Annotated in this window: 11 protein-coding genes; 10 read left to right on the top strand and 1 reads right to left on the bottom strand. The window is 57.4% G+C overall.

Annotation, left to right across the window (positions count from 1 at the left end; all coding sequences use genetic code 11):
* Positions 1 to 19 precede the first annotated feature (19 nt).
* Positions 20 to 1,444, bottom strand: a complete 1,425-nt coding sequence (locus H027_RS0107620) for an MFS transporter (protein WP_024871874.1) — start codon at positions 1,442 to 1,444, stop codon at positions 20 to 22.
* A gap of 120 nt (positions 1,445 to 1,564) precedes the next feature.
* Here H027_RS0107620 and H027_RS0107625 point away from each other — a divergent pair, with 120 nt between their 5' ends.
* The 10 genes from H027_RS0107625 (at position 1,565) to H027_RS0107675 (ending at position 13,230) form a co-directional block, all read left to right on the top strand.
* The gene (locus H027_RS0107625) at positions 1,565 to 2,431 is read left to right on the top strand and encodes a helix-turn-helix transcriptional regulator (RefSeq protein ID WP_024871875.1); all 867 of its coding nucleotides are present in this window, start codon (positions 1,565 to 1,567) and stop codon (positions 2,429 to 2,431) included.
* A 201-nt stretch (positions 2,432 to 2,632) separates the two neighbouring features.
* On the top strand, positions 2,633 to 3,472 hold the full coding sequence (locus H027_RS0107635) for an ABC transporter ATP-binding protein (protein ID WP_024871876.1): 840 nt from the start codon (positions 2,633 to 2,635) through the stop codon (positions 3,470 to 3,472).
* Positions 3,462 to 4,340 carry an ABC transporter permease gene (locus H027_RS0107640; RefSeq protein WP_024871877.1) on the top strand — a complete coding sequence of 293 codons (879 nt, stop codon included), beginning with the start codon at positions 3,462 to 3,464 and terminating at the stop codon, positions 4,338 to 4,340. Before H027_RS0107635 ends, H027_RS0107640 begins: the two co-directional genes overlap by 11 nt.
* The gene (locus H027_RS17620; RefSeq protein ID WP_024871878.1) at positions 4,337 to 5,452 is read left to right on the top strand and encodes an ABC transporter permease; all 1,116 of its coding nucleotides are present in this window, start codon (positions 4,337 to 4,339) and stop codon (positions 5,450 to 5,452) included. Before H027_RS0107640 ends, H027_RS17620 begins: the two co-directional genes overlap by 4 nt.
* Positions 5,453 to 5,522: 70 nt before the next feature.
* Complete coding sequence (locus tag H027_RS0107650) at positions 5,523 to 6,542, top strand: ABC transporter substrate-binding protein (protein WP_024871879.1); 1,020 nt, start codon at positions 5,523 to 5,525, stop codon at positions 6,540 to 6,542.
* A 157-nt stretch (positions 6,543 to 6,699) separates the two neighbouring features.
* Positions 6,700 to 7,398, top strand: a complete 699-nt coding sequence (locus tag H027_RS0107655; protein WP_081741430.1) for a TetR/AcrR family transcriptional regulator — start codon at positions 6,700 to 6,702, stop codon at positions 7,396 to 7,398.
* Positions 7,399 to 7,640: 242 nt separating this feature from the next.
* Positions 7,641 to 9,050: an NAD(P)-dependent oxidoreductase gene (locus H027_RS0107660; protein ID WP_024871881.1), complete on the top strand. Its 1,410-nt coding sequence runs from the start codon at positions 7,641 to 7,643 to the stop codon at positions 9,048 to 9,050.
* Positions 9,043 to 10,359, top strand: a complete 1,317-nt coding sequence (preA, locus tag H027_RS0107665) for an NAD-dependent dihydropyrimidine dehydrogenase subunit PreA (protein WP_024871882.1) — start codon at positions 9,043 to 9,045, stop codon at positions 10,357 to 10,359. Before H027_RS0107660 ends, preA begins: the two co-directional genes overlap by 8 nt.
* Before the next feature lie 107 nt (positions 10,360 to 10,466).
* Entirely contained in the window at positions 10,467 to 11,918 is a 1,452-nt protein-coding gene (hydA, locus tag H027_RS0107670) for a dihydropyrimidinase (RefSeq protein ID WP_024871883.1), read from the top strand.
* A 31-nt stretch (positions 11,919 to 11,949) separates the two neighbouring features.
* Positions 11,950 to 13,230, top strand: a complete 1,281-nt coding sequence (locus tag H027_RS0107675; protein ID WP_024871884.1) for a Zn-dependent hydrolase — start codon at positions 11,950 to 11,952, stop codon at positions 13,228 to 13,230.
* The last annotated feature ends 10 nt before the right edge of the window (positions 13,231 to 13,240 follow it).

A 13,240-nucleotide genomic window follows, 5' to 3' on the forward strand; every position in this document is an offset into this window, starting at 1 on the left:
CCGGCACTGTTGGGGATTTTCAGTCCGCGACCGCCGTTTTCGCTGATTGCCGGTGATGAGCATAAACCCAGGTGCTTATCACCACTATGCTCATCAGCACCAACTCCCCGCACAAGGCCCCGATGACAGCGTCATGGTAGTCTTGTGTCGCTTGATAGATCTGATAGAACAGGCTGCCCAGCAAGGCAGAACCCAGCCCGAACGCAGCTTGCTGTACCGTGGTCAGGATGGCACTGCCGCTGCCGGCATCTTTCGCAGGCACTTCTGATAGTCCGATCCGGAAAAAACTGCTGACAATGAAAGACTGCCCAAAGCCCATCAGACTGGTTGTCGGAATCAGTGAAACCAGCGTTAACGCCGGCCAGACGGTGTGGATGGTCGCGATCAGCCCAATCAAACCGCACATCTGGATGGCACAACCGGTCAATAATGTGCGGATCTGGCCGATTTTGGCGGTGATCCGGGCACTGAGCAACGAACCGACAAAATAGGCAAACCCCAGTGCTACAAAAGAATCACCGGAATGAGAGGCGCTCATGCCAAGCCCGGCTTGCAGCGTCAGTGCCATCGCAAACATGAAGCCGCTCCAGCAGGCAAAGAACAGCACCGCCAGTACCAAGCCAAATTGCACAGAAGACAGCTTCAATAAACTCGGTGGCATCAGCGGGGCCCGGTTTTGCTGTTGCTGTGATAGCTCGGTCAGCCAGAATAACCGTGTGAGTGGGATGACCAGACACAGCATCGCCACATAGGGCCATGACCAGTGAAAGACCGGCCCCATCGCAACGGGCACCAGCAGACAGACAATCACCGTGGCCAGAATCAGCGTCCCCGGCCAATCGACGCCAGCCGCCTGCTCTTTCCAGGTTTCAGGTACCCAGCGGGAACAGAACAGCAGAATGACCACACACACCGGAATGTTGATCAAAAAGACACTGCGCCAGCCCATGCCGGCAACATCGGCAGAGACCAGCCAGCCGCCCAGCACTTGTCCGACAATAAATGCCATCCCACCCACTGAGCCATAGAGGCCCAACGCACGGGAGTGCGCGCGCCCGGACAGTGAGACATGAATCGTCGCCAGGATCTGCGGCACAATCAGCGCAGCACCTATCCCTTGCAAGGCACGGGCAATCAGCAACATCAGGATAGATGTAGATAACCCGCACCCCAGCGAAGCCAGGCCAAACAGCCAGACCCCGAGCGTAAAGATGCGACGTCGGCCAAAGTTATCGCCGAGCCGTCCGCCCATCGCCAGACAAACGGCAAAGGCGACACCGTACACCGCCACCATCAGTTCCAGCTCCACATGACTGGCATGCAAGGCTGCTGCGACAGCATCCAGTGCGACATTGACGATGGAAAAATCGATCAAGGGCAACAACTGCCCGGCCATCAGGATCGTGAGGCCTGCAAAGGTGAGTGGTGCAGAGACTTTATTCATACTGACTCCTTGAAAAACCCAACTAACAGCGTCACTATGCAGAACGAATTAAACGGGTACCAGTGAGCAGTTATCCTGGTATAAGAACTACTCGGATCACGATTTTCAGCAGGTATCACGATGCCAATGACCCCTCTCATGCCAATGCCAAGCAGCGGCAATGCCGACCCGAATCCGGCCATCGAGCTGGGTATTTTTTTGCGTTCCCGCCGGGAAAGTCTGGATCCGGTTCGAGTGGGTATAGTCTACAACGGGCGTCGCCGTACACCGGGGTTGCGGCGTGAAGAGGTTGCCCAGCTAGCAGATGTCAGTACCACCTGGTACACCTGGCTGGAACAGGGGCGCGATGTCAAAGCCTCGGCCATCACCCTGAGTGCCATTGCGCAGGCGCTGCGATGCAGCGAAGCAGAAACACGGCACCTGTTCTCACTGGCCGGACTGACCGAACCCACCAGCCACCGCCGTCAGTGCCGGAAATTAACCGAAGCCAATCAGCTGATCCTCGATCAGTTGTCACCGCTGCCGGCCATTATTCAGAATGCCCGCTTTGATATCCTGGGTCATAACAAGGCCTATGTCAGCCTCACCGGCATTGAGCTCTCTGCCTTGAGCGATGAGGAATGCAATTGTCTGTATCTGGCCTTTAATCATCCGGGATGGCGGCAGCGACTGGTGAATATTGATCAGATCCTGCCCCGACTGGTCGGCAGTTTTCGCGCGTCGATGGCCAAACACCGGGATGATCCGCTGTGGAATGCGCGTCTGGATTCCTTGCGCCAGAGTTCGGCCCATTTCTGTGAATTGTGGGAACGCTATGAAATTCTGGATATTGAAAACCACCATAAACAGTTCCAGCATCCGGAGCTTGGTTTGCTCAGTGTTTATCAGGTGAACTGGTGGTCGGCACCCGCCAACGGTGAACGCTTGATGGTTTATGTCGCCGATGATGATGCGACCCGGCAAAAACTGTTACAACTCACGCCCTGACCGCTTGGTCAATTTTTGCGCCATTTCGGCTCATTTGCACAGACCACTGCACCATGATTGTTTTTTAAACAATTATGTCCGGTGGTTCTGCTCCCGCCTTTTATGTCTAATCTTTTGAAAAAACACTATTTTTAGGATTGGCATAGCCTCTGCAAAGAAAAACCTAACCAAACAGTCAAAAAATGCAGAGGCGAGGACGCCATGAACCATTCCCTTCAACTGCTGACAACGGAACCATTGCCAGTTCAGCCTGAACCGGCGTTAGCCCGCCCGGCGATAATTGCCCGCAATGCCAACCTGATTTATCCGGCAGCCGATAAGCCGGTGCATGCGTTGCACGATATTGACCTCACCATTCGTCAGGGGGAATTTGTCTCGCTGATTGGCCCGTCCGGCTGTGGCAAAACCACCCTGCTGCGGGCGATTGCCGATCTGGAATCGATCACCTCCGGTGAACTGCTGGTGAATGAGATGACGCCATCGGAAGCGCGTCAAGCCGGTGCCTATGGCTATGTGTTTCAGGCTCCGGCGCTGTTTCCGTGGCGCACGGTCTTACAAAACGTCCTGCTGCCGTTGCAGATCCAGGGTAAGCTGGCCGCAGAAGCCGAGTCGATCGCCCGTGAGCAACTGGCCCGTGTCGGATTAAGCGGGTTTGAAGACAAGTATCCGTGGCAACTCTCCGGCGGCATGCAGCAGCGGGTTTCGATTGCCCGCGCACTGGGTTTTAAACCAAAGATCCTGATGATGGACGAACCATTCGGCGCACTGGATGAAATCACCCGCGACAGCCTCAATCAGCAACTACAGGATCTGTGGTGTGCCGAGCAGCGCACCGTGGTGTTTGTGACGCACTCGATTTCCGAGGCGGTGTATCTCTCGACCCGAATTGTGGTGATGTCGCCACGCCCCGGCCGTATCGTCAAAATCATCGACTCCCCGCTTCCCCGCGAACGCACGCTGGCCCTGCGCGATACCCCGGAATTCATGCAACTGGCGCATGAGGTCAGAGAAGCACTGGCGGAGGGGCATCATGAACACTGAGACCTTTCGTCAGCATGTCTTGCCGGTTTCGGTGATCGTGCTCGCCGCTATTCTGTTCTGGTATTGCCTGACAATCGGCCTCAATGCCCCCGGCGCGATCGCTCGGGTATTACCCAAGAATGGCCACTGGGGGTACGGCGATTTTGTCCTGACCACCCTGAATATGGCGCGTCCGGTGTTGCCGGCGCCGCATCAGATCCTGCTGGATATCTGGCACAGCCTGACCCAGTGGTCGCTGTCGTCGCCGCGCAATCTGCTGCTGCATACCTGGGTAACCGCCAGCGCTGCCCTGACCGGTTTCAGCATGGGAGTGGTTCTCGGGCTGCTGTTGGCGGTGTGCATCGTACACTCACAAACGCTGGATAAAGCGCTGCTACCGTGGATTGTGGCTTCGCAAACGGTGCCGGTGCTGGCCATTGCACCCATTGTGCTGATCATCCTGGGCAGTCTGGGTATCACCGGGCTGCTCCCCAAGGCTGTGATCGCCATGTATCTCTGTTTCTTCCCGGTCACGGTCGCCATGGTGCAGGGGTTACGCTCCCCGCAGAAACTGGAGATGGAGTTGCTGCATACCTACGCGACCGGCAAGCTGGACACCTTCTGGCTGCTGCGTCTGCCGGCGTCGCTGCCATTCCTGTTTCCGGCCTTCCGGGTCGCGATTGCCAGCGGGCTGGTCGGCACCATGGTTGCCGAACTACCCACCGGGGCACAGGCCGGACTCGGCGCCCGCCTGCTTACCGGTTCCTATTACGGCAACACAATCCAGATCTGGTCAGCCCTGGTGATGGCATCACTGCTGGGATTGTTGCTGACGGCGCTGGTCAGCCTGCTGGAACGCATCGTCATGCGCACAAGGAGAACGGTATGAAACCCCTGCATTCTGGCTATCTGAGCCTGCTCCTCTCGCTGCTGATGACCGGGGTTGCCCTGACGCAACCCCTGCAACAAACCGCCACCGACATCCTGTGGACGGTGCATAGCCCGGCCATGATGATTGGCATGACGCTGCTGGCGGCGGCACTGTATGCCATCTGGTCGCCGCTGGCGCTGTTCCACTCCGCCGTATTCACCTTTCTGACGGCGTTGGCCGGATTGCAGTTACTGCGTCTCGGGGCGCTGGCACAGCCTGCTGCCGGTTACTGGCTGCTGGTGCTGTCACTGGCACTGCTGGCGCAACTGACCGTACAGCGTCTGGCAGAAGCCCGACTCGCACATTTACCACAGGGCGCCGTGGCGGCCTTGTTCGGCGGCTGGCTGCTCTATTTCTGGCAACTGCTGGTGACCGTATTTGCGGTGCCGCAGGTGTTACTCCCTACTCCACTGGCCATTTTGCAGGCGATCATGGATAACGCCGGCTTGCTGGCCGGTGATTTTGTACAGACCGTACTGAAATCGGTGGTGATCGGCTATCTGCTCGGCAGCGGTCTGGGGATACTAACCGGGATTCTGATCGAGCGTTTTCCCTTCCTGCAACGGGGGTTGCTGCCGCTGGCCAACCTGACCAGCACCATTCCGCTGGTCGGGGTCGCGCCGATTGCGGTGATGTGGTTTGGTTTTGACTGGCCCTCCAAGGCGGCGGTGATTGTGCTGGTGACCTTCTTTCCGGCACTGGTCAGCACCCTGGCCGGGTTACAGGCCACCGGCAAACTGGAGCAGGAATTAATGTATTCGTATGCCGCCAGTCCACGCCTGACCTTACTGGCACTGCGTCTGCCAGCCGCGATGCCGTTTATCTTCAACGCGCTGAAAGTGAACTCCACGCTGGCGTTGATCAGTGCCATTGTCGCGGAATTTTTCGGCTCCCCGACCGCCGGGCTGGGTTTTCGTATCTCGGCAGAAGCGGCACGCATGCATATGCCGGTGGTCTGGGCCGCCATTGTGGTCGCCTCACTGGTCGGTTCCGGCCTATATGCCCTGCTGGTTCGGCTGGAACGGCGGGTGACCTTCTGGCATCCCGCGATCCGGGGTCACCACAGATAACCTTTTTATTCACCGCAGCGAGTTTCATAGGGACTTGATGTGTTTCGAAACAAAAACAGAGGATCAACCGATGACCAAGAACACTGCTTTTCGTAAACATATTCTCGCCGCCGCAACCATGATGGCGATGACGTTCACTGCAACCGGAGCCTCCGCCGCCGAGAAGGTCACGTTGCAACTGAAATGGGTGCCGCAGGCGCAGTTTGCCGGGTATTACGTGGCACAGGAAAAAGGCTTTTATAAAGATGCCGGGCTCGATGTCACCATCAAACCGGGCGGCACCGACATCTCGCCGGTGCAGGTGATTGCCGGAAAATCGGCCGACGTCATCGTCAACTGGATGCCGGATGCGCTGGCCGCCCGTGAAGCCGGAGTGCCGCTGGTCAATATCAGCCAGGTGTTTGATCGTTCCGGCCTGATGCTGACCTGTAAAAAGGCCAGCGGGATCAGTTCGCCCAAAGATCTGAAAGGCAAAACGCTGGGCGTCTGGTTTGGCGGCAACGAATATCCGTTCTTCAACTGGATGAACAAGCTGGGCTACAAACCGGATGTCGATATCAAGGTGCTGAAACAGGGCTTTAACGTCGACCCACTGCTGCAGGGTCAGGCCGACTGTATTTCCACCATGAATTACAACGAATACTGGCAGTTGATCGATGCCGGCATGAAACCAGAGGAGCTGATTACCTTCGCCTATGAAGATCAGGGCGTTTCCACACTGGAAGACGGTTTATATGTGCTGGAACCGAATCTGAAAAACAAAGCCTTCGTCTCGAAAATGGCGAAGTTTGTCAAAGCCTCGCTGCAAGGCTGGAACTATGCGGTCAGCCATCCGAAGGAAGCGGCTGAGATTGTCGTCGGGCAAGATGCCTCCGGGGCGGCCACACTGGAAGTACAGCAACGTCAGATGGAAAACGTCGCCAAGCTGATCAGCCATGCCAATACCAAGCAGATGGGCTACCTCGAGCCGGCGGCGTATAAACGCACCGTCAGCGTGTTGTTAAGCGGCGGCAGTTCACCGGTCATCAAGAAAGATCCGGGTGACAAAGCCATGTCGCATGTGGTCTGGGACGCCGCATCCAAATTGTAATGCTTCCACCCGCGATCTCCTGACGACATCCCTTGGTTGTCGGGAGATCGCACTTCCTGCCGCTAAAATATTCTCGTTTGTCATCGCATAATGATAAAGTGCCACACCTTGATCTGGCGGGCTCCGCCGTGTTCCTGATAGCAATGTAGATGTGCCTATGACAACCCACAGCCTGAATGCCGAAAATGACACCCCTTCCAGCACCCCCTTTTCGCTGCTGGATGAGCCGGCCACACTCGATGATGATGCCAAAGGTCGCATTCGCCTCAGCAATGAGACGCGGATTCTGGCGGCAGCGGAACGCACCTTTTCGCGCAGCGGCTTTAAAGGAACCACGATGGCGCAAATTGCCGACGAGGCCGAGTTGCCCAAGGCCAATCTGCATTACTACTTCGGCAATAAGCAGAATCTCTATCTGCATGTGTTGAATCAGATCCTGCACGACTGGTTAACGCCGATGGATGCGATCACGGCGGATTCTGATCCGAAACAGGCGCTCGAAGCCTATGTCCGCCAGAAGATGCGACTCTCGTTTGAACGCCCCGATGCCTCGAAGCTGTTTGCCAACGAGTTGCTACAGGGGGCCAAGGTCATCCATGAATTGCTGCATACCGAACTGAAAGAGTTGGTGGCGGCGAAAGCGGCCGTCATGGATAGCTGGATCGCACAGGGAAAAATCCGCCCGATCGACAGCACGCATCTGTTCTTTTCCATCTGGTCCATCACCCAGACCTATGCCGATTTTGATATTCAGATCCAGGCTGTGTTAGGTGAAAGCACCGACACTGCGGATGCGCAGGAACGCGCGATCCGGCATGTCTTGTCTGTGGTGTTTCGTACTTGCGGGCTGGAATAATGCCCGCCTGCTGCGCATTTTTGCAGCAACTTTAGCCCGTTCCCGGTGCAATTCACACCAAAACGAGCCGGTTTCCTGCCTTCATTTTGGCCCGCCGACCCACTTTTCAGCGCTTAATCGCCTATTTAATGCACATTCCTGACCGTTTGGTCAGGTTGGCACGTTAATCGCAGTACTTCCTCTGAAATCTTAACCAACTGGTCAGGATTATGTGATGACCGAGTTTCATGGAGGAGCGCCTAATGAAAAATCCAACCCCGGTCGGCGTCGATGCCCCCGGCATTTTACCGGGCCGACTCAGCCCGTCAGATTACGCCCGCAATTTCTGCGACAGCCATGCCCCGCTGACGGCCTCACAAGCCTTAATTGAAGCAGATCGTTGCTATTACTGTTATGACGCTCCCTGCACCAAAGCCTGCCCGGCTGGTATCGATGTCCCGAGTTTTATTCACCGGATCGCCCAGCACAATATTCGCGGCGCTGCCGAAGTAATTCTGGAAGCCAACGAACTCGGCGGCATGTGTGCCCGTGTCTGCCCGACTGAAAGCCTGTGCGAACAAGCCTGCGTGCGCAATGCGCAACAGAGTAAACCGGTAGAAATAGGTCTGCTGCAACGTTATGCCACCGACACCTATCTGGTTGATCCGGGGAAGCCACTGTTTACCCGCGCCGCGCTGAGTGGCAAAAAAGTCGCGGTCGTCGGCTCTGGCCCGGCAGGGCTCACCGTCGCGCATCGCCTGTCGCGGCTGGGACATGATGTCGTGCTGTTTGAAGCCAAAGATAAACTCGGTGGCCTCAACGAATATGGCTTGGCTAGCTATAAAACCACCAACAATTTTGCCCAGACCGAGATCCGCTGGTTGCTCTCGATCGGCGGCATTGAAGTAAAAACTGGTCAGACATTAGGTCGGGATATGACACTTGCCGACTTGCAACGTGATTACGATGCCGTGTTTCTCGGGATGGGGCTCGGTGGCGTCAATGCGCTGGGCATTGCAGAACCCGATGTCAGTGGTCTGCGTGAAGCCGTCGATTTTATCGCCGAACTGCGTCAGGCGGCCGACCAAGCCGAGGTCGCAATCGGTCGTCAGGTCATTGTCATTGGCGGCGGCATGACGGCGGTGGATGCGGCGGTACAGGCCAAAAAACTGGGAGCCCGCGAAGTCACTATGGTCTATCGCCGGGGTGAGCAGGCCATGAAAGCCTCGCAGGTGGAGATCGACTGGGCACGCAGCAATGGCGTTACCATCCGACGCTGGGCGGCCCCCAAAACCATTACCTCCGAGCAGGGAAACATCACCGGCATGACCTTCGCCGTGACCCACGAACAGGAAGGTAAACTCACCGAAACCGGCGAAACCTTCACCTTACCAGCCGACATGATCATAAAAGCCATCGGTCAGACTTATCTCCCTGCCGCCGCCGGTGCTGAACTGCAATTACGCAACGGACGGATCGCGGTCGATGCCGATGGCCGGACATCCCTGCCCGGTGTCTGGGCCGGTGGCGACTGCGTTGAAGGTGGCCTCGACCTCACGGTCGATGCCGTGCGCTTAGGCAAAATTGCCGCGTTCTCGATCGATAAAACCCTGCGCGCCAGTGAAGGTGCATCCCCGGTTGCGTTGTCTGTAGAGGAGTCTTGTCATGGCTGATATCAGCAGTAATTTCTTAGGCATCAAAAGCCCGAACCCGTTCTGGCTGGCCTCGGCCCCTCCGACCGACAAAGAATACAACGTCGTGCGCGCCTATGAAGCCGGCTGGGGTGGCGTGGTGTGGAAAACACTGGGCATCGATCCGCACGTGGTTAACGTCAGCGGCCCGCGTTACGGCACGCTGCGTTCACAGGATCGCAAAATCATCGGCCTCAACAACATCGAGCTGATCACCGACCGCAGCCTCGAGATCAACCTCGAAGAGATCGCCCGCGTGAAACGCAACTGGCCCGACCGGGCACTGGTGGTCTCGCTCATGGTGCCGTGTGATGAAGAGTCGTGGAAATATATTCTGCCACTGGTCGAACAGACCGGTGCCGACGGCATCGAGCTGAACTTTGGCTGTCCGCATGGCATGAGTGAACGTGGCATGGGTGCCGCCGTCGGTCAGGTGCCGGAATACATCGAGATGGTGACCCGCTGGTGTAAGCAATATTGCCGTCTGCCGGTCATCGTCAAACTCACGCCCAACATCACCGACATCCGTTATCCGGCGCGGGCCGCGAAACGCGGGGGTGCCGATGCCGTATCGCTGATCAACACCATCAACTCCATTATCGGCGTCGATCTCGACCAGATGGTGATGTCACCCAGCACCGGCGGACAGGGTTCGCACGGCGGTTATTGCGGCCCGGCGGTCAAACCAATCGCACTGAATATGGTGGCGGAAATCGCGCGGGATGCCGAAACCCAGGGCTTACCGATGTCCGGTATCGGTGGGGTTTCCACGTGGCGCGATGCTGCGGAATTTATCGCGCTGGGGTGCAGCACCGTACAGGTGTGTACCGCCGCGATGGTGCACGGGTTTGGCATCGTCAAAGAGATGATCAGCGGTCTGAACAACTACATGGAGCAACACGGTTACCAGACCATTGATGACTTCCGCGGCAAGGCCGTGCCGACCGTCACCGACTGGCGTTATCTCAATCTCAATCACGTGGAAAAAGCCGTGATTGATCAGGATAGCTGCATCAAATGCGGTAAATGCCATATCGCCTGCGAAGACACCTCCCATCAGGCGATCACCAGCATGAAAGACGGCGAACGCCACTTCGAGGTGAAAGAGCAAGAGTGTGTCGGCTGCAATCTGTGCGTCTCGATCTGTCCGGTGGAAAACTGCATCACCATGCGTCAACTGCAGCCCGGTGAGACCGACTTACGAACCGGTAAGGTGGTCAGCGCTGATTACGCCAACTGGACCACCCATCCGAATAACCCGATGGCCATCAAGACCACGGTTATCGCCTGACCAACCAGGGCTGCCGCTCGCGGGTGGCAGCCAGAATATAGCCGGTTTCAGATCCGGCACGCACTATGCGTACCCTGAACTGGCTTTGCGAGCATGAGGGATCGGTTATGAGCAACAGTGTATTAATTCAAGGTGGCACCGTCGTCAATGCGGATCGGGAATTCCGTGCCGATGTGCTGTGTGTTGATGGTCTGATCGTCGGGGTCGGTGAACAGGTGCGCGAGCATGCGCCCCGGGGTTGCAGCGTCATCGATGCTGGCGGGCAATATGTGCTGCCGGGTGGCATCGACCCGCACACCCATATGAACTTCCCGTTTATGGGCACCACCACGGTCGACGATTTCTACAGCGGCACCGCGGCGGCACTGGCCGGCGGCACCACTTCCATCATCGATTTTGTGATCCCCAATCCGCAGCAACCGCTGATGGAAGCCTACCGCGATTGGCGTGGCTGGGCGGAATCGGCCGCCACCGATTATGGTTTTCATGTCGCCATCACCTGGTGGGATGACAGCGTACACCGCGATATGGGAACGCTGGTCCGCGAGGAAGGCATCAACAGCTTTAAACATTTTATGGCCTATAAAAATGCCATCATGTGCGACGACGAAACACTGGTAAACAGCTTCCGCCGCACCTTGGAACTCGGCGCGATGCCGACGGTACATGCCGAAAACGGCGAGCTGGTGTATCTGCTGCAACAGGAAGTCGCCAAGATGGGCATTACCGGCCCGGAAGGTCATCCGCTGTCACGTCCACCGATGGTGGAAGGCGAAGCGGCGAACCGGGCGATTGCGATTGCCGATGTGCTGGGCGTACCGATTTATATCGTGCATGTCTCCTGTCAGGAATCGGCTGATGCCATTGCCCGTGCCCGCGCTCGGGGCCAGCGCGTCTATGGCGAAGTGCTGGCCGGCCATCTGGTGATCGATGACAGCGTCTATCGCGACCCCGATTTCACCAAGGCTGCCGCCCATGTCATGAGCCCGCCGTTTCGGGCAAAACCCCATCAGGAAGCGTTATGGCGCGGCCTGCAATCCGGCCAGTTACACACCACCGCCACCGATCACTGCACCTTCTGTGCGGCGCAAAAAGCCGCCGGCAAAGAGAACTTCGCCAAGATCCCGAATGGTTGTGGCGGCGTGGAAGAACGCATGGCGGTGATTTGGGATGCGGGGGTCAATACCGGCCGCCTGACACCGAGCGAATTTGTCGCCATCACCTCGGCCAACACCGCCAAGCTGTTCAATCTCTATCCCCGCAAGGGGCTGATCGCCGTGGGCGCCGATGCCGATCTGGTGGTGTGGGACCCAACCGGCAGCAAAACCCTCTCGGCGAAAACGCATCACTCCAAAAACGACTTCAACGTCTTTGAAGGACGCACCGTCAAAGGTATTCCGACCTACACCGTCAGTCAGGGCAATCTGGTCTGGCTCAACGGCGAGTTACGGGCGCAGGCGGGGGCCGGCCGTTATATCAAGCGTCCGGCATTTGGTGCCAACTTCGCCGCGAACGCGGTGCGCGCACAAACACTGGCACCGACCGCCGTCAAACGCTGATCCTCATCACCGAATTTTAAGGAGAAGGAATATGGATACCGTCATCACTACCGCCCCTGCCACGACCCCGGTGTTACCGGATGTGCGGGTGAAAGGGGATCGCTTGTGGCAATCACTGATGGAACTGGCCCAAATCGGCGCTACTCCCAAAGGCGGCGTGTGTCGCTTAACCCTGACCGATCTTGACCGGCAAGGGCGGGATTTGGTGATCGGCTGGGCCAAGGACGCGGGCCTCTCTGTCACCATTGATAAAATCGGCAATGTCTTCATGCGCCGGGCCGGACGCAACAACAGCCTGCCCCCGATCATGACAGGTAGCCACATCGACACCCAACCGACTGGCGGCAAATTCGATGGCAACTTCGGTGTATTGGCCGGATTGGAAGTCATCCGCACCCTGAACGATTACGATATCGAAACCGAGGCCCCGGTCGAACTGGCGTTCTGGACTAACGAGGAAGGCTCACGTTTTGTGCCGGTGATGATGGGCTCAGGTGTCTTCGCCCATATTTTCTCGCTGGAACATGCCTACGCCGCCACCGATACCGAAGGTAAAACCGTCAAGGGTGAGCTGGAACGCATTGGTTATATCGGTGAGCAGGAGCCAGGCGATCATCCGATTGGCGCCTATTTTGAAGCGCATATCGAACAGGGCCCGATTCTGGAAGACGAAGGCATCACCATTGGCGTGGTGCAGGCCGTGCTCGGTATTCGCTGGTATGACTGCGTGGTCACCGGCATGGAAGCCCACGCGGGGCCAACCCCGATGGCACTGCGTCAGGATGCGTTGCAGGTTGCCGCACGCGTGATGCAGGAAGTGGTCGCGATTGCCAACCGCTTCGGCCCGCACGGGCGCGGTACGGTCGGCATGGTGCAGGTGTTCCCAAACAGCCGTAACGTGATCCCGGGGCAAGTCAAATTCTCGATTGATTTCCGTAATATGACCGACGCTTTGGTCGATGAGATGGATGCCGCCATTCGTACCTATGCCGATCAGGTGGCCGCAGAAACCGGCTTGTCGATTGCGATCACGCAGGTCTCTCACTACCCGGCAGCGCCCTTCCACCCTGATTGCAAGGCTGCCGTGCGTCATGCGGCGGATAAACTCGGCTATTCCAACATGGACATCGTCTCCGGTGCCGGTCATGACGCGGTCTATATGTCGATGCTGGCCCCGACCGGCATGATTTTCATCCCGTGCAAAGATGGCATCAGCCATAACGAGATTGAAGATACACAGCCGGAGCAGGTCACCGCCGGGGCCAACGTGTTACTGCACGCCATGCTGGAACGCGCCGGTGTAGTCGGTTAACGGTTTTTCT

This window comes from Tolumonas lignilytica, from assembly GCF_000527035.1.
In the GTDB taxonomy this organism is placed as follows: Bacteria; Pseudomonadota; Gammaproteobacteria; order Enterobacterales; family Aeromonadaceae; genus Tolumonas; species Tolumonas lignilytica.